The organism is Aquimarina litoralis, from assembly GCF_019295435.1.
GTDB lineage: Bacteria > Bacteroidota > Bacteroidia > Flavobacteriales > Flavobacteriaceae > Aquimarina > Aquimarina litoralis_A.
In genome coordinates this window covers 1-19,782 of sequence record NZ_WEKL01000053.1, presented here as the reverse complement: position 1 = coordinate 19,782, position 19,782 = coordinate 1, and the positions used below count along the sequence as shown (strand labels likewise).

Here is a 19,782-nt window from a genome sequence, read left to right as displayed (position 1 = left end):
GAATATAGATTTAAAAAATATAAACAACATCTATTTTATCGGTATTGGCGGTATAGGTATGAGTGCCCTCGCAAGATATTTTAAATTCTTGGGTAAGAATGTTGCGGGATATGATAAAACACCTACTCAGATTACAAAAGATTTAGAAGCGCTAGGTGTTCAAATTCATTTTGAGGATGCCATTGATGCTATTCCAAAACCATTCTTGAATAAAGAAGAAACTCTTGTTGTATATACACCTGCGATACCTAAAACGCATACAGAATTAAATTATGTAAAAGATCGAGGCTTTTCAATTAAGAAGAGAGCTGAAATATTAGGGCTTATTAGTAAAGCTAGATATACATTGGCGGTTGCAGGAACACATGGTAAGACTACGACCACCGCAATTTTAGCACATCTGTTAAAAGAAAGTGGGGCCAGGGTTACGGCTTTTCTAGGAGGTATAAGCGAAAATTATAATTCGAATTTGGTATTAGAAGGAGATGAAGTGATTGTTGTAGAGGCGGATGAATTTGATAGATCGTTTTTACACTTGTATCCCGATATAGCAGCAGTGACCTCTATGGATGCTGATCATTTGGATATTTATAAGAAAGCAGACGCCTTAGAAGAATCTTTTCACGAGTTTTCTTCAAGAGCAAAAGATCATATTTTGGTTCGCAATGGATTGCTATTAGCAGGACAAACGTTTGGAATAGAAGATGAATCAGATTATTGTGCTTGCAATATTAAAATCGAAAATGGCACTTATATTTTTGATTTAAAAACACCAACACAACTAATTAAAGATTTGCATTTAAACCTGCCAGGTAAACATAACTTGTTAAATGCTATCACAGCCTTTGCTATGGCATTGCTATACGGCTCCCCAACCACTGCCTTAGCAAAGGCTTTATATACGTTCAAGGGTGTTCAAAGGCGATTTAGTTATCAAATCAAATCGGATGCCTTAGTGTATGTAGATGATTATGCTCATCATCCTACTGAAATAGATGCATTACATCAAGCGATTCGAGAAATGCATCCGGAAAAAGAAGTGTTGGCAATTTTTCAACCTCACTTGTATAGTAGAACACAAGATTTTGGAGAGGATTTTGCTAAAAGTCTCAGTCAATTTGATCAACTATTATTATTGGATATTTATCCTGCAAGAGAGCTGCCAATTGAAGGTATTACTTCTAAGTGGTTATTCGACATGATAGATCTTAAGGACAAAAAGTTAGTTTCGAAAGATAATTTGATAGAAGAAGTATTAAAAAGTGAAGCTAAAGTTATTACAACTATTGGAGCTGGAGATATAGGAGAAGAAGTAACAAGTATAAAAGAAGCTTTATTGAAGATATGAAGAATGTTTTAACATACATAAAATTTGTGTCACTAATTGGATTAATCGCTTTTCTTTTTGCCTTTACAAGTGCTCGAAATGAGAATAGAAAAATAAAAGATGTAGAGATAGAATTCGTTGAAGAGCAGAATCCATACGTAAATGAATTAACGGTTAATAAATTGTTAATACAAAATCAAGTTGGAGTGACGGACGTAGGTAAAGAAATTTTAGTTTTGAATATTGTAGAGAAGGGGCTGGATGCACACAAAATGATTGAAGATTCAGATGTGTATCTAACTGTAAGCGGACAACTTAAGGCACGAATCAAGCAGCGTACACCTATCGCTAGGGTTAACGCAGTCGTTCCTTTTTATGTGGATGTAACAGGTAATACCATGCCATTATCGGATAATTATTCGGCTCATGTTCCTCTTGTAAGCAATGTTTCAGAACGAGAAGTTTCAGAAGTTTTTCCATTACTAAGAAAAATTCAAGAAGACGAGTTTTTAAAAAAACATGTGGTAAGTGTTTATCAAAATCGTAACGGTAATTATGAATTAGGATTACGGGTGTATGGTTTTGAAGTAATATTTGGTAAAATAGAAAATTTAGAAAGTAAAGTGAAAAACTTTAAAGCGTTTTATCAAAAAGCGCAAAAAGATAAGAGCTTAGAAAGATATAAGAAAGTTAGTTTGCAGTTTAGGAACCAAGTTGTGTGTACAATAAAATAATGCCAATATGGAAAGAGCAGAAAGTGAAATAGCGGTAGGATTAGACATAGGAACAACAAAGATTGTTGCTATGGTAGGTAGATATAATGAGTATGGTAAGATGGAAGTATTAGGCGTTGGTAAATCCAAAAGCCTTGGTGTGCATCGTGGTGTAGTAAATAACATAACTCAAACAATTCAATCTATACAACAAGCAGTTCAGGAAGCAGAAAGTGTTTCTGGAGTAAAAATAAATGATGTAACGGTTGGTATAGCAGGCCAGCATATTAGAAGTCTTCAGCATAGTGATTACATCACAAGACCTAATGCTGACGCTGTTATTGATGAGGGTGATATTGATACCTTATGTAATCAAGTGCATAAGTTAGTTATGTTACCTGGAGAAGAGATATTACATGTATTACCACAGGAATATAAAGTTGATGGGCAAGCAGAAATTAAAGAACCTGTAGGAATGTATGGAGGACGATTGGAAGCTAATTTCCATGTAGTTGTCGGTCAGGTTACTTCTATTCGAAATATAGGAAGATGTGTAAAGAGTTCTGGATTGGAGTTATCAGAAGTAACACTAGAACCTTTGGCTTCGGCAAATGCGGTATTAAGTCAGGAAGAAAAAGAAGCTGGTGTGGCATTGATCGATATCGGTGGTGGAACAACAGACCTTGCTATTTTTAAAGATGGTATCATTCGTCATACAGCAGTGATACCTTTTGGAGGAAATGTCATTACAGAAGATATAAAAGAAGGTTGTTCTATTATAGAAAAACAAGCGGAATTACTCAAAATTAAATTTGGATCTGCTTGGCCTGGAGAAAATAAGGATAATGAAATTGTTTCGATACCAGGATTAAGAGGAAGAGAACCCAAGGAAATTACATTAAAGAACTTATCAAAGATTATTCATGCACGTGTTGTGGAAATCATTGAACAAGTCTTTTTGGAAATTAAAAATTATGGACATGAATCGCCAAAGAAAAAACTGATCGCAGGAATTGTCTTGACAGGTGGAGGTTCACAGCTAAAGCATTTAAAACAACTAGTTGAATATATTACAGGAATGGATACTCGTATAGGATATCCGAACGAACATTTGGCAGGTAATAGCGATCCAGAAACAACGAGTCCAATGTATGCTACAGCTGTTGGATTGGTAATGGATAGCTTGGTACATATTAAAAAACAGAAAAATGCAGCGATCAGAGAGGCAATTCTAGAAGATGAGTCTAAGGTAAAAGAGGAAGCGACAACGACGATTGAAGGAGAAACCATTGAAGAAGAGAAGCCTGTAATAGATCAAAGACCTAGAAAAAATATTCTTGAAAAATGGACAGAAAAGTTCAAGGAGTTTCTAGATAATGCAGAATAGATTTAAGAAAAATAAAACTCGTTCAGAGTAAGAAAATATTTAAAATAAAGTAAGAGAACAAGAAAATTAGCAGTTATGAGTAACAACGAGGAGTTTGAAAACATTTCTTTCGATTTACCCAAGAATCAATCGAATGTAATAAAAGTTATTGGAGTTGGAGGGGGTGGTAGTAATGCCATCAATCACATGTTCCAACAAGGAATCAAGGGAGTTGATTTCGTTATTTGTAATACGGATGCGCAAGCATTAGAAAATAGTCCTATTCCGAATAAGATACAGTTGGGAGTGTCTCTTACTGAAGGATTAGGAGCTGGTGCAAATCCAGAAATTGGAGAGCAATCAGCAGTAGAGAGTTATGAAGAGATTAAGTTGATGTTGGATACCAACACTAAAATGATTTTCATTACTGCTGGAATGGGTGGTGGAACTGRAACAGGAGCTGCTCCTATCATTGCCAAAATGGCAAAGGAGTTGGATATCCTAACAGTAGGAATCGTAACGATTCCATTTCAGTTTGAAGGAAAAATGCGAAATGAGCAAGCACAGCTAGGTGTTGAAAAACTTCGAGCTCATGTTGATTCTTTAGTAGTAATTAATAATAATAAGCTACGTGAAGTATATGGTAATTTAGGTTTCAAAGCAGGTTTCTCTAAAGCAGATGAAGTATTAGCAACTGCTTCTAGGGGAATCGCCGAAGTAATAACGCATCACTACACGCAAAATATCGATTTACGTGATGCAAAAACGGTACTGAGCAATAGTGGTACTGCAATTATGGGGTCTGCGCATGCTTCTGGTGCTAAACGAGCTCATGATGCTATCGTAAAAGCCTTGGATTCTCCTTTATTAAATGATAATAAAATTACAGGTGCTAAGAATGTTCTTTTATTGATTGTTTCTGGAAAAGAAGAAATTACAATCGATGAAATAGGAGAGATTAATGATCATATTCAGCAAGAAGCAGGACATGGAGCGAACATCATTATGGGGGTTGGAGAAGATGAATCTCTTGAAGATGCTATTTCTGTTACCGTAATTGCTACTGGTTTTGATGTAGAACAACAAGATGAAATTGTAAATACTGAAACCAAAAAGATTATACACACACTAGAAGAAGAGCAGAGAGCAACTACACAGGATTTGACACCAAAATCAACATCTCGAACTACACCGATAATAAATCCAACACCGCCAAAAGAGGAAGTAAAAGAGGAGCCTATTATCAAACATGAGTTGATAGAGGAAGAAGAGGAAGAAAATGTTAATGAATCATTACTGATACCGACAACAGAATTTCTTAAAAATATTGATGTAGTAGAACCGGAAGAGGTGAATCCTTTTTCTGTTGATAAGGATTTTGTGATCATCAATGCTCAAGAGATTATAAATCAGATAGAAGTGAATGATGCTAATGAAGTAGCAGCTACAGAGGCTGAAAAAGAAGATCAATTTACTTTAGCATTTGATATGCCTGTTGGAGGAAATGAAGAGCCTAATCCACAGCAGGAAAAGATTGTTTCTAATGCACCAAAACAAGAAGAAGATAAACCTATCGTTTTTGATCTTACTGATGATATTTTGGAGGTAGAGGTTAATGAACCTATTGAGGTTGTTCCTACTAGTGAAAGCACTTCTGGAGATGTTCGAAGATATAGTCTTGAAGAATATATGGAAGAAGAAAAAAGATTAACAGATGCTAAACCTTCGGCAGAAGTTGTAGAGGAAGATAAAGAGGTGGTTTTTGAGAAGAAAACAATCGAACCGACTCCTGCTCCAGAGCAAGAGGAAAATGTAGATCCAATAGATCAGCCAATTTCCGAAACCTTAAAAGCCAGAGCTGCAGAGCGTAGAGCTAAGATGAAGGAATTTAATTATAAGTTCAGAAATAATGCTTCTCATATTGATGATATAGAAAAAGAACCAGCCTATAAAAGAGCAGGGTTAGATGTCGATTCTAGACCTGAATCTTCTGAGCTATCCAGAACATCTTTAGGAACGGATAGTAATGACGATATTCAATTGAGAAAAAATAATTCTTTTCTTCATGATAATGTAGATTAAGAACGAAAAAAATGTTTCAGATAAACCGATAATCTAAAATGGATTATCGGTTTATTTTTTATCTTCGCAATCCAAAAGATTAAAACCACTAGTTATGAGTTTACAAGCAAAAGTAATGACTGCAATGAAAGAAGCAATGAAAGCTAAAGATACGAACGCTTTAACATCATTACGAGCAATTAAATCAGCTATTTTACTAGCACAAACCGAAAGTGGAGCAAAAGAAGAATTAAGCGAAGATCAAGAATTAAAATTGCTACAAAAACTTGTTAAACAAAGAAAGGATAGCGCTGCAATTTTTACAGAACAAGGACGTGAAGATTTAGCACAACCAGAAATTGATCAAGCTAAAGTTATAGAGCAATTTTTACCTGAACAATTGAGTGAAGAAGAGATAGAAAAAGTGATTGTTGAAATCATTGCTAAAACAGGTGCTGAAGGAATGAAGGATATGGGGAAAGTTATGGGAATGGCGTCTGGACAATTAACTGGTAAAGCAGATGGAAAAACAATTTCTACTATTGTAAAAGCTAAATTATCCTAGATAATAAATAAGGCCGTGTGGCGCAACTGAATAGCGCATCAGATTTCGGCTCTGAGGGTTGGGGGTTTGAATCCCTCCACGGTCACTAAAGGCTTAATAGCCAATAAAATAAAGGCGAGTAAGATACACAGGAACATGTGTATTTTGCTCGCCCTTAGTGTTTTAGAGCTAATTGTAAAAAAGTGTTTGTATGAGAACAGGAATAGAGACTACCCAATTTGTCCCACAATTTGACCCAAGAATTATGAATGGGAAGTTAACGTACAAGATCATTATTAAAAGTGATCATATCAGAAAAGACAATACCTGCGCCTTATATCTACAGTTATATCTTAATGGGAAACGGAAAAGGATACCTTTAAAGCTGTATGTTCCATTAAATCATTTCGATAAAAACAAGCAAAGAGTAAATAAGAAAAGTCCCAATTTCAAAGATTACAATCTGATTATTGAAAAACATCTCGCCGATCTTAATGAGATAGAGATTAATTACCGATTCAATAATCAAGTATTGACTATAGAAAAGATTATCGAGGAGTTACAAAATCCCAATCTAAGAGTAGATTTTATTTCGTTTGCATTAAAGATGCTAGAAGACCAGAAAGGAAGTTTAGAATTATCAACTTACAAACAGCAAAAAGGTGTAATCAATAAAATTAGTAGATTTAAATCACCATTGTATTTCTATGAGATTAATGAGCAATTATTAAAAGATCTTAGATTTTGGATGAAGAGTAAGTTGAAGAATGCTCCTGCAACAGTAGAGAGTACCTTAAAAAGCTTTAAAAAATATTTACACTTAGCCAATAAAAGAGGCATCAATACAGAGATTAAGTATGATAATATTAAGGTAAGGAAAATGACCGGTGATCGCCTTTTCTTAATGCCAAATGAGTTGGTTTTGTTAGTGAAATATTATGAAAGTGAGTTTATCAAAGAATCGCATAAAAATATTTTAGGTCGCTATCTTTTTTCATGCTTTACTGGATTAAGAATAAGTGATATAGAACGGTTAACCGAAGAAAATTTTAATGATGATCAATTAACCTTTACAGCTGCTAAAACCAAAAAGTTTCAAAGAATAAAGCTAAATCAAACCGCACATAAATTTTATCAATTACCACAGGTATTTAATGAAAACTATACTAGAGAATATATCAATAGAGAATTAAAGAAAATTGCGACACATTTAGGTATAAAAAAACGAATTTATTTCCATTCATCTAGGCATACTTTTGCGACTATATATCTCATGCAAGGCGGACGTGTGGAAGTGCTGCAGAAACTATTAGGGCATTCTGAAATTAAGGAGACTATGATTTATGTGCATATCGCAGAAAGCATAAAGGATGAACAAATCATGAGTATGGATCAAATTTTTAATTGATTAAAGTCTATTTGTATGAATTTTTTGTATTTCTGTAATATCCTCTATTTTATTAAATTATATCACTATAAATTAATTAGTTATAAAAATATAGTTGCAAAATACAATATACTGTAAATACAAAACCAAAATAATATTTTTGTACTTAGTTTAAAAATTCCCCAATTTGAATGTTTAAATTAGAATTTGTTTATCTAAATTAGGTACTTATAATAGATGATATAATGAATTAGGTACATATATACCCTAGTTAGGCACAAGCTAAAAATAAGAATTCACTACGTAACAAATGAGAAGAATGGAATTAAACGATTGGTCTGAATTACTGCAATGGATTTTAAAAGGACTTGCTTTAATTACAGTCATTTGTGGAATAATTTTGTTGGTTGTAAATAAAAAAATAAAAACAGAAAGCAAAGCTAAATCTGAGCGACTAGAAAAAAGTGTAAAAAAGCAAGAAGAACAAATAACCTCACTAAATGAAAAGTCTAGTCCGGAGAAAATAGCAGAAAGTCAAAAATCTCTTAGACTAGAAGAACTGCTTAAATTGATTCCAAAACATAAGGGGAGAGGTTATGTCAATTGGGAATTTCACGAATTTCTATCCAAAAACAAATTTAATAGTACACATTTGCCAATTTTAAAAGAATTTCTAAGATTGTCAACAGACTTTCCTTTTGCGATAAACCCAGATGGGAACTCGAGGTTTGCTATGTTGGGTTATATATATAGAGATTTTCCAAACGAAATATTAAACGATGATAATTTGTTTAGAGAATTTACCGAAACAAACATGTTTGTAATATTCAACTCTGACCATAACACAGAAATATTAAAAAGAGGCATTAAAAAGAGTTTCGATGTTTTGTATGAAAAAAGAGACATTAAGAATCCTGACCGTTTTAATAATTTAAATATGTTTTTCGAACGAATTGGGAATTCTGAAGATTTGAGTAGCTACTCTTATCAAATTGTAAAATCGAGAGATGATAAATTTCAAATATATAAGACATTTTACTATACTGAAGTAATGAACTCGACTAAAAATGAAAACTATTGGAGGAACTTCTTGCTTGAAGAATTTGAAAATGAATTAACCGATGAGGAAAAATTAGTTTTAGGGAATAATGAATAAATCCTGTGCCTAACAACACCTATACGCAATGCCCTTCGGGACACTGCGCATAGCCAAACCGTTGTATCTAATACCTAAAAACTAAACTATAGCATAACTATAAACCAAAATAGTTCATTTATATTTTGTAACTTTCTTTTCGGGAAAACAAAATTTTAATACAATGAACAAGTTGGAAAGTCTAACTACTTCACAATTGGAGTGGTTAGAAGCTGTTAAATATGATGAGTTATTACAAGCAATGGAAAATCATAAGAAAAGGAATACAAAAAATAGTCTACACCATTGGGATAAAAAAGAATCAGAATATCTAATGGTTATTAATCAAATGGAAAGAATAATACGAGCATAATTTATTCCTCGACTTTTATCAATAAATGATCTGGGAAACTACCTCTCATTTCTGCTCCTAGTCTGTTAGTCCATAGACAATTCACGTAATTATCCTCTATAGATAATACTAGCATTTCATTGGTTGCATCGTGGAATCTCACTTTATCTCCTTCTTTTAGCTTCATAAAGACAAAGATAATTCTATTTATATCAAAATTCCTTTTCAGAATTATTCGAAATAACGGGGAATTATTCAATTGAAAAAATTAAAAAATCCTGCATAAGTTCTTGGGTTAAAGTTTGTTTTTCTAAATTCGTAATTGTTCTTATTAAGAAATATCTATTTAATACATTTATCCGTAGCTAAGACAAAATTTAAAAATTCGATGAGTCAGAATAATATAAAGCCTGATAAAATTACAAAACCAATTCAGTTATTAGCCGCATGGCTCTTGGGGTTAATAATACTAGTAGGCGTTCTAATTACAGCAGCAACCTTAGTAAAAGAACCAGCATGGCTTCCAGTTTTCTTTAGTATTTCCGCTGTTCTAATAATACCAGTATTCTTATTTTTAATTTTTCAATTGCAAACTAGATACAGGCCTCAAATGCAAGAGGACCAATACTATTCTGAATATCTTAATCAGAATACTATGACCGTTGAATCGGAAGCAAATGAGGAATTAAAAAATTCCATTACAAAAACGATAAATCATAAAATTAAAGAGCTAGCTAAGCTACAGGACAAACAATTAATTGAGATAAATGATAGAATCAATTCATTAATCCCTAAATCGGATCAACCAATCGACAATTTTCCTGTTTCTGATAAATTCTTTAAAACGGATAAAACATTTGTTAACTTGAATCAAAATTTAGAAAAACTAGATAAAATAGAAGAACTTTTAAATTACCTGAATGTATTTTCAATAAATATTTTCGGTAATAATGTTGAACATAAACCCCCATCAATATTTTTGCTTAGCTTCGGAGAAGAAGTAGACTTTGACTTTCTCCGTGTTTTGATAAAAGAATTAATTCCATATGGCTTAATTGCTATAGCAAACATTTCGTCCAATTGGAGAAAGAATGATATATATATCGGCTCCTATGCCTATAGGGATAAATATAAAAAACCCGTACCGATACTAAAAATTTCGGATAAAGTATTGTCAACTATGGAAGAGTTTACGAATACTAAGAGTTTCTCGGAATATGTTGAAAGAAATGTAGAATTATTAACTTTTAAATATAATTCTTAGCTATTTGGATCTATGAATAAACGATAAAATATCTCTTTTACTTCTTTACAGGTCAAAAAACCAACTCCTCATAAACCACCTCATTAGAAATCTCCTCTACATTACCGGCATAATCTTTACCTCTTAATCTACCTACGGTATAAGCAGTAAGTTCTTCTTCTGGATATGGTTTTATGAGATCTTCTAGCACTTGTTTGTCTAACTCCTCTTCATTTGGGTTTAGCCATTTATCAGCTAATTCATCTGGCAAGATCACAGGCATTCTAGGGCCTTTTAGTTTTGGATTATTATGGATTTTAGTTAACAGATCATTGCCTTCTGTTGTTACTATAGAAAAAGTATTAATTAGTTCTCCAGTTTCTTTATCTAACCATTCGCTCCATAGACCAGCAAAAATAATCGGTTCTCCATCTTTACGATGGATATAAAACGGATAGGTTTTAGCTTTTGATTCATTTTCCGGTTTAAAATGATGATGCTCGTAAAAACCATCTACATAAATCAAACACCTCTTTTTCTTAGCAGAATCTCTAAATGAAGCTTTTTCGAAAATGGTTTCACCCCTTGCATTAAGAGTGCTTTTACTTATGCTTTTGCGTTGAGTGTTATCCTTTACCCAAAAAGGTACTAAACCCCATTGAGATACTACAGGTACTTCTGGACTTTCATTGGTATAGATTAAAAGTTTAGGATGACTATGTCCTTGTCTATGATGTATTGGTAGATCTGTAAGAGGAGCTAGTTCTTTTTCTATTTCAGCTATTTTCTTAGTATCTCCGTAGTGTTTGGCACGCTTTAATTGCGATCGCAAACTTGATTTCACATCGTAACACATATCCTAAATTTTAATTGATGTTAATAAATATACGAACAAAAATAATTATCGAATTTGGAATATTTCCTAATTTTGTGGAAATATTCCATATTATGTACGTTTCTACCCCAGCACCTCATGTAAATGAAGACTTTATTCAAATTCAAATCAATAAAGCATTTGCAGGAATGCATACCTTAATCGTTAAAGATAATCTAAATAGATCCGCACAACTTAAAGGAAATGTATATACTTTCTCCAGTGGTATTAAAGAGTATTCAGGGATTCGAACTCATAGAGCAGCAAGTAAAATATTTACAGAACTAATTAATAAACACCAATGGTTTCAAGTAGATGATGTAGTGTATTCTTTTGGTCGTGGCACTTGGAGGTGGTATAGTACAAATAATCAATAGTAGTAATTATAAGTATTTAAGATAATACTATTTACCAATTACTTTTTCTATAATTCCACCTGGCATCGTTGGTGAGGCATCGTCTTTAAGAAGACCGGAATCTACCCTGCTAAATAATGATTGCATAATCAAATTTCGTTCTACATCTTCTAAATTAGTTTCTTTACTTAATGAAAGATAAACGTATGTTAATTGCTCCCTTTCTTGGGCATCTCTATACAAATGATAAGAACTAAACATTAATTTCGAAAATGTTCTAATTCCGTACGCTAGAAATGAAATAAAAGTAATAAATACTAATGACCACTTAATACCACTACCGGTTAACTGGAAAATATCTTTTAGATCATCGTTTGTTATTGAAATAAGAACAATAGCTAATGATAAAACAGATAGAGTTGATATTATAATTAACCACGTTAGCCATTTATCTCCCTCGTTTTTCATATTCACAGCTCGTTTTCTCCAATACTCTACTGGAGCTTCTAGTTTGATTTTATCTTTATATAATTTTTCTAATGCTTCAAGTGATTGATTAGAATTTGAAATCAATTCAAGAAAATTATTCTTTGATTCTAACTCCCATTTCTTCAGCCTTTTATCTACTATTCCAGCTAGTCTTTTAATTGCTAAATCCTTATCGGAATACTTTTTTTGAATTTTAGTAATATGCTCATCAACTTTAGCATCAGTCTCATGAATTTTTTCTAGATAATCCCTTCTAATTGAATTTAGAGATGCTCTTTCTATTTTTCTTCTTTTAACTATTTCCAATCCATTGTCTTGCATAAAGAACTCAAAAGCGAGATGCCATCCAACAAAATAACTTTTATTCGTTCTAGTAGTATTATACTTATTATCAGTAAAAAAATCATATCCTCCCAAAGAAGCACCTTTCATTTCTGATTCTAGCTTTATTAAGAAACTTGTTAATGGAGATTCTTTGTTAAAAATAAAACCATGACGTACACTACCTTTTTGTTCCAAAAATGGTTTCACATTGAACCATGTACCATCAGGTATTTCAATATCTTTCTCGATATAATCTTCAATTAATTCTTCAAGTCTATGAAAACGCTCTCGAAAATGTTTAACACTTGCATTTAAAGCATATGGCAACTTTTGATCTTTTGAATAAAACTCATATTGTTTGCTAAAAAAATTATAGATACTAACTATTCCAACTAGTTGAATGTTAAATCCAGCATGTATATATTCTAAATAAATGGATTTAGTTTCATAGTTATCCCTATTTTTCGAAGCGTTAACTAATTTTTTAAGCTCTTGAATTTTCATAATATACCAATACTTACTTAGACTTAAACTTCTTAAAAACTACTTTCATTATTGATGCTCTATTGTTTGTCCAAAATTTTATTCGCAATTTTCCTGTAGTAATTTTAGCAATTCATAAACTCTTCTTGCAACTTTTTCATTTAGAATAATAAAGTCTTTAGATCTATGTTTATTTCTGCGATTAATTACAATACATTTTTCCGAGTCTCTACACAAAATATCTATTACAAAACCATTATCCTCGAGTTTAGGTTCAATAATATTTACTGAGTTTAAGTAGTACTGGTAAGTTTCCCCGTCTTCTTCTTTGTCCAAGACTCCACAGTATTTATCAAATAATAACTTACTTGCATCCAAGCTATGTACATTAAGAAGAAAGTTGATTTCGTCAACTTTTTCATTATTATTTACAAGTTGAGCAAATGAAGACAAACTGGTTATCCAAAGGAAAAGTATCAATGGTTGTTTAAGAATAGAAGCTTTCATAAATATTGTTTTTATCAGTGAGAAATTCAATAATTTGATTTCTCTTGAATATTAATTTTTCTTTATCTCTTGATGTAGATATAAATTCATTTTTGAAATCATCAGATAGATTTATCATTTTCTCAGGTTCGAGTATTGCTCCTAATGCTTTAAAATTACTTTTTACTTCAAGAACTAAAAGTTTTAATTGCGGATCATTTAAATCAGAGAATTCATTTTTTAAATCTCTAAGAATTGTTGGAATTTCTTTTGTTTTGATACTTTCAGAAGTGAACGCTAATTCTATTAAAGGTTCTAAAACTTGATTCTTATTTTGCTGTCTAAATTTGATAATTGTATTATAGACCAACGCAATTATGATTAGTATTAAACCAAACCAAGGCTCATATTGATTGGGTAACAAAATGTCGAATTCCTTTAAGAAAAAAGCTTCGATTATTGCCTCAAATATAGATGTTCCAATTAACCCTATCCCTGAAATAACTATAAGCCAAGTTAATCTGTTATAAAATTCGGGTCTAATCAGTCTCCAAATTTTAATTAAAAAGCCTTTATGTTCTTGATAGAATTTCATTTGTATTAGTCACTACTTATGCATATCGTTAGATGTTTATTAAATATAACTATCGGAATAAATCAAGGGTTATTCTTTTGTACTTTATTCATTAAACAAAATACCCCACATCCGTATTATTAGGATGTGGGGTATTTAATATTACTTAGTTCTAAAGTACAAAAAAAAACAATAACTAGTTATAAACCTATAACTTATACTTAAAAAATAGAAATTTTGGATTTCATTTAACCTAATAGTTAGTGTTATAAAACGATTCTTTTATCATTTTTGACAATAACCTATTTAATCTTGAATCTATTAAAAACCACTTTCATTATCGATTCTCTTTTTGGTATTTGCTTTCCACACCCTTCACATAAAAACGGAGGTCGATCTGGTTCTAATCCAAACTTATCAGCACATGATTTGCAGAATAGTGACATTACTTATAAATTTCAAAATAATATTAATTATATTATACAAGTGTGATTGCAATGCGAGTATAACATTACTTAAAAATAATGATATAGAGTAACTATTAAATTATTCAAACAGTCGTTCTTTGTAATAAATTATTCCTTCCTCAAACTCAGTAGCCTTTAAATTTAAAACACACTGAACTTTATTAACAATATTGTCCTTAATATTGTAAATGTATGAACAAGTATAAATATGCTTCCGGTCTTTATAACCTCTCTCTGACAATAAATAATTTTCCTCAAGGGAATTGTCTATATCAGATTGAAGAAAGGAAACATCACCATTGACAAGACTTAAAGAATATTTTATTTTGTTTTTAAAAGAGTCTTTTTTAATTGCATAAACTTTACTTAGGTTTTTATCCAAATCAGTTTCACTATAAAAAGTATTTTTGTACTCGCTAATGATTATGCTATCTGGATTATAATTAATAATATTCAAAATAAAGTATTTAATTGGAGTACCATTTCTTTTGTGGTATATTCCCTTCTCAATTAATCGATTTGTTGGATCGTATTTTTCTATTAAAAAGTAACCTATTTCATTTCTATTACTAATAGTCACAACTAAATTGTTGTCCTCTATTTTGTATTGATAAATAAGATGCCATTCAACTCGATTTCCAATAGTATAAATTTTCTCTGAAATTCTTTTCTTTCCTAAAGTCTGTTGATATTGTGTTTTTATAATATGTTTTTTGCCTTTTACTGTACGTGTTCGTGACCTATTAAAACTGGAAAACTCAAAAATAGATTGATTAACCGTTTCATATCTTTTATGAAAATCATAGGTTCTAGAATCATCTGGTTGAAAAAGAGGATTGGGAATTATATCATGTCTTTCATAATATTGATCATTATTCCCTGGTAAATATCTTTCGCTTTTTATCAAATCTATTCCATTTCGGATTTCGTAATATTCGATAATATTTAAGGTGTCTAGATAGTAATATTTATCTAAAGTAAGTCCCCTATTTGTTCTTGACTGTAACTTACCATTTTTATAATCAAACAGAATTGGCTTAATAGATTCAAAATCTAAAACGGTTTCAAAATAAAAATCAGGATTGTAAAGAAGTTCATTTTTAATGGAAAGTTTATTTTCTTCTTTAACAGAAATTCTGCTTTTAGTAGTTATGAAATACTCACTTGGCAACCTATGAAATTCTCTATTCATTTTGTCATCAGATTCAAACAAAGCCTGAATTTTTTGAAAATCCGTTTGTCCAAAAGTAATGCACGGTAAAAAAAATAAGATAAATAAATAATTCTTTTTTGTTTTCATCATTGTACTAATATCTCTTTAAATTATTTTAAAATAAATACTTTGGTGATCTACAATTTTAAATTCTTTAATTGTATAAAATAAAAATTCATAGTGTTAAATATAAATTAAATGGATTACATATAATCAAATTTGCAAATTATAAATCATTTGAATAACACTAATTCATAACAGTTCGAATGGACATTAGATTTATAACTGTAACTAAAAAAAAGCCCATCAATTCGACAGGCTTATTCACACAATAAAAACACACAACAACATCAGTTGTCCAAAGAATACACAACTAAATCTCTTTCAGAAGTTGATTTTGGTGGTAGATCTTCGTGTTCAAGTCTCTCACCTTCCTCTATCATTTTTTTGTAATAAACACTATACTTTAAATTAGGTTCCGGATTATATCGATTTTTTCTAGCTGTTACGTAATTCTGCCTAAAATTATCTGTTGGCATTTCAACCTGTAAAATCACATCGCCATCAAATTCGCTGGCAGCACCACCTCGCATTGTTTTACCGGTTGTTCTTTGAAAAATTAAAAAGAATAATTTTCCATCAAAAGCAAGACGTAAATGTTCATCTAATTCCAGTTTTAACTCTTTGATAAGCCTTTGAAGTTTTCCAAAACTATCCACTAAAATCACATCATGGGCTTCAATTAAAGCTTTTAAATCCTGATATGATTTAATTTCGTCAGAATCTACAATCGATATAAAACTGTGATTATTTCGATTAATATAATCGTCTCTTTTCTCTTTAAACAATTGGCTTTGTGAATGTTCTTCTAAAGTCAAAAACAAACAGCGTTTTCCTATACTCGCATAATCTTCCATGACCTGAAAGAAAAAACGTGTTTTCCCAGATCCAGCTGGTGCATCCAAGGTCACAACCACGCTACCTTTAGGCTTCTTTTCTAATTTCCCTAAAAATCGTCCAATTTCAGTATCTAGTGTATAGGTTTCCATCGGAACTGATTGATGATCTAAATCCGCCATCGTTCTAACACCTTTTGGACGTTTTATCGGAAGATCTGTGTTCTTGGGAGCTGGTATTGTTTTCAGAGTTGGTTTCTCTGGATCCATCATCCTCATTTTTGGTGGTGCTGCAGCTACAGGTCTTTTGATTTCGATCGGTTCCGGTGAAGAGACTGGAACTTCTCTTTTTGTGGGTACCAATTCCACATAGGGAATACCCAATCCATAGACTTCGAACTTCTTATTCTTCTTAGCTACTGTCTTAGAAATAGTTTCATTCTTTCCCTTTTTAGTGGACTTCTTTTTAACTGGTTTTTGTAATTTTTTAGCAATGGAAATATCAAAGGATTGTTCTTTATTTTTAGCCAGTAAGCGTCTGAGTTTTCTAACGACGATCTTTGCGTTTTCCTTTCGGGCTACACGTAAAATGGAAATGATTTCCTTTCGCGTGACTACCTTACCATCTAAGTTGTTGTATTGTTGAATTGCGTTCATCTTATATCGTATAGGTTTGACCAAGCGCAGAAAGTTCTGCCTGTACTTTTAGACTAGAAGGTTCTGCAAAGAGCTGTAATACATTATTGAATAGATGTCCTATATTGCTCACCTTTACAAAAGTGTCTAAGTTGGGAACACTAATACTGCCGTAAGCCGGTATCGATATATCCGAAATATTCGGAAAGCTTTCTCCTATAAAATCTCCGTTTGGTGCAAAGAATCTCAACTTACTTAAAGTCACCAGTTGCGCTGTATTTAATGTCAATGGTTGATTGGTAGGGTTTTGAATATTCAAATCGATTTTGAATTTTATTCCTCCAGACGAAACATTTAGGTTTCTTATCCCATTGACTTGCAATTTTAGTTGGTCTACAACACTTCTAACTTCAGTTACCTTTCTATTTCCGAAATAATACATAGCCAATCCAACCGCTCCAATACCTAATAACAACTTTTTCATACCACTACTTTTTTAAAAAGCGTTAACACATATCCGTAAATACTTTTATGCTTAAAAACAAGAAAAAAGACAGTCACTACAGCTAATAACAACAACAACCAATCCCAAAAACCAAAGGAATTATTACGCTCAACATGTACTTTCTTTTCTTTTTGTTCGCTTTCTTCTTTTTTGAAGGATTGATCTTTAGTTTCAATGATCGTATTATCGATAGCTTCAGCGATAGAATTGTCTTTAATTTTAGAACTATCCACTTCCTTTATGAACTTCCTTTCTACCACCACATTTTGATACTTCTTTCCTTCTACATAAAAAGGTTTGCTATTATCAATCGCCTTATAAATGATCTTCTCATTGGTTTTAATCACATGTAGATCCGCATTGATATCGTTTGTAGTGATACTAACAATATCATTAGCTTGAATGGTAGCAACATCATTTTGATGGATCGTGCTTACTTTTTGTTCGGTTTTTTCCATCACTCGCTTACGTGTACCACAACTGCAACACAGAAATAGCAAACACAGCAGATATAAAAAAAGTCTTACGCGCCTACTTCTATACATAATTCTCGATAACATAATACTCTACTTTTTGGGTATGCCTGAATACATACTTTATTACTTTGATTTCCTCCTAATACGTATACGTAATGTTCCGTTTCCTTGATAAAAAAGCCTACATGTCCTTTCCAACTTTCTGGACTTTCTCGCCATAGCACTACCACATCCCCAAATTTGGGAGTTGTGGTTTCATCCCCTACATCCATCCAGCTACGTGCGGTTAGTTCCTTCGAGCGTGGTAAGTCTGACTCTTTACAAACCCAGTTTGCATAGGCAGAACACCATGCGGTTTCATCTTTGTATGAATGTCCTTTGAACTCTTCTAAATCGAAGTATTTTAAAATCTGTGGATTATCCTTTTTTCCTTTGATTTCTCGAACGCCATATTCTTTAAGTGCGATGGTCATGTGTTTGATTGGATCCATAATTACCTTCTTTTTCTACTTCGTTTGATTAGATATTGTTTTACATAAAATGACACAACGGTTCCTGCAACCATCGCAAGCACTGTGAATATGAATTTAAGCGCTAGATCTTCGAAAAAGTTTCCAGAAAGAAACCCGAAGAAGCAGATTGCCAATTCTATAGGTTTATTCATTTGTTCCATTTTTAGAAGGTTTTGTTCTTATCTTTCTTGCAGAATCTTTTAAAGATTTCGCTTTGCTTTTTGCAGTATCTACAAGTGTTGCCGGAGCTGCAATACATAATATAGCAGCCACAAAAGCGAAAAAGTTCACTACGGTATTTTCGATGGTGTCATTCCAAAACCCTTTTCCAAGCTTTACTAAAATGAAAACCCCAAATAGAAATAATACATATTCCCAAACCCCATATTTTCTAAAAATATTTGCCATTGAATTAATTTTTGAGTGGTTACTAATACCCGACAAACCAAGTGTCGGTGTCTAATTTTGTAAGTGTACGTTTGTCTCCTGAGCTTAAAACAACTCCGGCAGATCCTGAAAGGGTGATCGATGGGTCTTCTACAGCAATAGTTACCGAAGTAGCACCCAAATTGTAAATAATAATCTCTGTGTCATCTGGATCAAATGCCACATTCGTATTTAAAGGGATAGTATATGTGATCGTTCCGGTAGTAGCTCGGATACGTTTATAATTATCATTTAAATCTAAAGTGATATTAACATTTGTAACAACATTCTGTTTAGCTTGTACATAAGTATCGGTGTTAATAGATCCATTCGCCATTAAGATACCATCAGGAGCGCCTATGATCTCAAATTCTCCAGCGGTTACTTTTCGTGTAAACCAAGCATCACGCCATCCTAAATTTGATTGTCCTAAATCAACAATTCCATTTAGATACGCTCCAAAATATGTGCCTTTGAATCGCATCGCTGTCGGAGCATCATCCGATAATCGCTCACTTTCTAAATAGCCGATACTATTTAAAAAATACATTCGTAAATAGTAGTTATCTGAAGCAAATGAGTTTTGAATATTAAAGGTTGGCGATAGATTATCACCATCAGTCAGTACTAAGTTTTGCGTGGTATCTAATCCACTACCTGATGTTTGCCAACTTGTGTTTCCTAATTCCGTATCAATAGCGTTAATAATCTCCGCTGCTGTCTGATCTGCTGTTGCATTAGATTCAATTCCATCGATTTTTGATTTATCAGCTCCAGACAACAATCCATCATTTCCACCAGCAACCGCTAAGTTTATGGTTGCATTAGCTCCGGTATCGCTTTGAACAGTATTTGTAGCTGCATCATAGCTTAAATTCGTATTTCCAGCTCCAGCAATTACATTACATTCCACATTATCAATACCAGCTCTACCAAT

General features: G+C 32.3%; 23 protein-coding genes and 1 tRNA gene. 11 read left to right on the top strand and 13 right to left on the bottom strand.

Features of this window, described 5'->3' with window-relative positions; genetic code table 11:
• Window positions 1-4 precede the first annotated feature (4 nt).
• From murC to GBO31_RS20265, 9 genes are all read left to right on the top strand, one after another.
• Complete coding sequence (gene murC, locus GBO31_RS20305) at window positions 5-1,348, top strand: UDP-N-acetylmuramate--L-alanine ligase (RefSeq protein WP_219010314.1); 1,344 nt, start codon at window positions 5-7, stop codon at window positions 1,346-1,348.
• Window positions 1,345-2,061 carry a cell division protein FtsQ/DivIB gene (locus GBO31_RS20300; protein WP_219010304.1) on the top strand — a complete coding sequence of 239 codons (717 nt, stop codon included), beginning with the start codon at window positions 1,345-1,347 and terminating at the stop codon, window positions 2,059-2,061. Before murC ends, GBO31_RS20300 begins: the two co-directional genes overlap by 4 nt.
• A gap of 7 nt (window positions 2,062-2,068) precedes the next feature.
• The gene (gene ftsA, locus GBO31_RS20295; RefSeq protein ID WP_219010303.1) at window positions 2,069-3,427 is read left to right on the top strand and encodes a cell division protein FtsA; all 1,359 of its coding nucleotides are present in this window, start codon (window positions 2,069-2,071) and stop codon (window positions 3,425-3,427) included.
• A 75-nt stretch (window positions 3,428-3,502) separates the two neighbouring features.
• Complete coding sequence (ftsZ, locus tag GBO31_RS20290; RefSeq protein WP_219010302.1) at window positions 3,503-5,488, top strand: cell division protein FtsZ; 1,986 nt, start codon at window positions 3,503-3,505, stop codon at window positions 5,486-5,488.
• 94 nt (window positions 5,489-5,582) lie between these two features.
• Window positions 5,583-6,032: a GatB/YqeY domain-containing protein gene (locus tag GBO31_RS20285; protein ID WP_219010301.1), complete on the top strand. Its 450-nt coding sequence runs from the start codon at window positions 5,583-5,585 to the stop codon at window positions 6,030-6,032.
• An 11-nt stretch (window positions 6,033-6,043) separates the two neighbouring features.
• Window positions 6,044-6,117, top strand: a tRNA-Arg gene (locus GBO31_RS20280).
• Window positions 6,118-6,222: 105 nt separating this feature from the next.
• Window positions 6,223-7,419, top strand: coding sequence for a site-specific integrase (locus GBO31_RS20275; protein WP_219010300.1), 1,197 nt, complete (start codon window positions 6,223-6,225; stop codon window positions 7,417-7,419).
• 298 nt (window positions 7,420-7,717) lie between these two features.
• Entirely contained in the window at window positions 7,718-8,554 is an 837-nt protein-coding gene (locus GBO31_RS20270; RefSeq protein WP_219010299.1) for a hypothetical protein, read from the top strand.
• A 163-nt stretch (window positions 8,555-8,717) separates the two neighbouring features.
• Window positions 8,718-8,906: a hypothetical protein gene (locus tag GBO31_RS20265; protein ID WP_219010298.1), complete on the top strand. Its 189-nt coding sequence runs from the start codon at window positions 8,718-8,720 to the stop codon at window positions 8,904-8,906.
• A gap of 1 nt (window position 8,907) precedes the next feature.
• Here GBO31_RS20265 and GBO31_RS20260 read toward each other — a convergent pair whose 3' ends face one another.
• On the bottom strand, window positions 8,908-9,072 hold the full coding sequence (locus tag GBO31_RS20260; RefSeq protein ID WP_219010297.1) for a hypothetical protein: 165 nt from the start codon (window positions 9,070-9,072) through the stop codon (window positions 8,908-8,910).
• Window positions 9,073-9,273: 201 nt separating this feature from the next.
• Between GBO31_RS20260 and GBO31_RS20255 the strand changes: the two genes are divergently transcribed.
• Window positions 9,274-10,149, top strand: coding sequence for a hypothetical protein (locus GBO31_RS20255; RefSeq protein WP_219010296.1), 876 nt, complete (start codon window positions 9,274-9,276; stop codon window positions 10,147-10,149).
• Window positions 10,150-10,201: 52 nt separating this feature from the next.
• On the opposite strand, the gene GBO31_RS20250 is transcribed toward GBO31_RS20255, so the two are convergent.
• A complete protein-coding gene (locus GBO31_RS20250) occupies window positions 10,202-10,984 on the bottom strand; it encodes an SOS response-associated peptidase (protein ID WP_219010295.1) in 783 nt (260 codons plus the stop codon).
• 92 nt (window positions 10,985-11,076) lie between these two features.
• On the opposite strand from GBO31_RS20250, the gene GBO31_RS20245 reads away from it, so the two are divergent.
• Window positions 11,077-11,379: a hypothetical protein gene (locus GBO31_RS20245; protein WP_219010294.1), complete on the top strand. Its 303-nt coding sequence runs from the start codon at window positions 11,077-11,079 to the stop codon at window positions 11,377-11,379.
• 27 nt (window positions 11,380-11,406) lie between these two features.
• Here GBO31_RS20245 and GBO31_RS20240 read toward each other — a convergent pair whose 3' ends face one another.
• The 11 genes from GBO31_RS20240 to GBO31_RS20190 form a co-directional block, all read right to left on the bottom strand.
• Window positions 11,407-12,675 (bottom strand): DUF6161 domain-containing protein, encoded by a 1,269-nt coding sequence (locus GBO31_RS20240; RefSeq protein WP_219010293.1) that lies wholly within the window; start codon window positions 12,673-12,675, stop codon window positions 11,407-11,409.
• 78 nt (window positions 12,676-12,753) lie between these two features.
• On the bottom strand, window positions 12,754-13,161 hold the full coding sequence (locus GBO31_RS20235) for a hypothetical protein (RefSeq protein WP_219010292.1): 408 nt from the start codon (window positions 13,159-13,161) through the stop codon (window positions 12,754-12,756).
• The gene (locus tag GBO31_RS20230; protein WP_219010291.1) at window positions 13,142-13,735 is read right to left on the bottom strand and encodes a hypothetical protein; all 594 of its coding nucleotides are present in this window, start codon (window positions 13,733-13,735) and stop codon (window positions 13,142-13,144) included. Before GBO31_RS20230 ends, GBO31_RS20235 begins: the two co-directional genes overlap by 20 nt.
• 525 nt (window positions 13,736-14,260) lie before the next feature.
• The gene (locus GBO31_RS20225) at window positions 14,261-15,484 is read right to left on the bottom strand and encodes a hypothetical protein (protein ID WP_219010290.1); all 1,224 of its coding nucleotides are present in this window, start codon (window positions 15,482-15,484) and stop codon (window positions 14,261-14,263) included.
• A 260-nt stretch (window positions 15,485-15,744) separates the two neighbouring features.
• The gene (locus GBO31_RS20220) at window positions 15,745-16,947 is read right to left on the bottom strand and encodes a hypothetical protein (protein WP_219010289.1); all 1,203 of its coding nucleotides are present in this window, start codon (window positions 16,945-16,947) and stop codon (window positions 15,745-15,747) included.
• Between the two features lies 1 nt (window position 16,948).
• Window positions 16,949-17,410, bottom strand: a complete 462-nt coding sequence (locus GBO31_RS20215; RefSeq protein ID WP_219010288.1) for a hypothetical protein — start codon at window positions 17,408-17,410, stop codon at window positions 16,949-16,951.
• Window positions 17,407-17,889 carry a hypothetical protein gene (locus GBO31_RS20210; protein WP_219010287.1) on the bottom strand — a complete coding sequence of 161 codons (483 nt, stop codon included), beginning with the start codon at window positions 17,887-17,889 and terminating at the stop codon, window positions 17,407-17,409. The genes GBO31_RS20215 and GBO31_RS20210 overlap by 4 nt, the downstream gene beginning before the upstream one ends.
• 65 nt (window positions 17,890-17,954) lie before the next feature.
• A complete protein-coding gene (locus GBO31_RS20205) occupies window positions 17,955-18,398 on the bottom strand; it encodes a TIGR02594 family protein (RefSeq protein WP_219010286.1) in 444 nt (147 codons plus the stop codon).
• A 2-nt stretch (window positions 18,399-18,400) separates the two neighbouring features.
• Window positions 18,401-18,571: a hypothetical protein gene (locus tag GBO31_RS20200; RefSeq protein WP_219010285.1), complete on the bottom strand. Its 171-nt coding sequence runs from the start codon at window positions 18,569-18,571 to the stop codon at window positions 18,401-18,403.
• Entirely contained in the window at window positions 18,564-18,827 is a 264-nt protein-coding gene (locus tag GBO31_RS20195; RefSeq protein WP_219010284.1) for a hypothetical protein, read from the bottom strand. Before GBO31_RS20195 ends, GBO31_RS20200 begins: the two co-directional genes overlap by 8 nt.
• Before the next feature lie 22 nt (window positions 18,828-18,849).
• A partial coding sequence (locus GBO31_RS20190; protein ID WP_219010283.1) for a hypothetical protein occupies window positions 18,850-19,782 on the bottom strand: 933 nt, incomplete at its 5' end.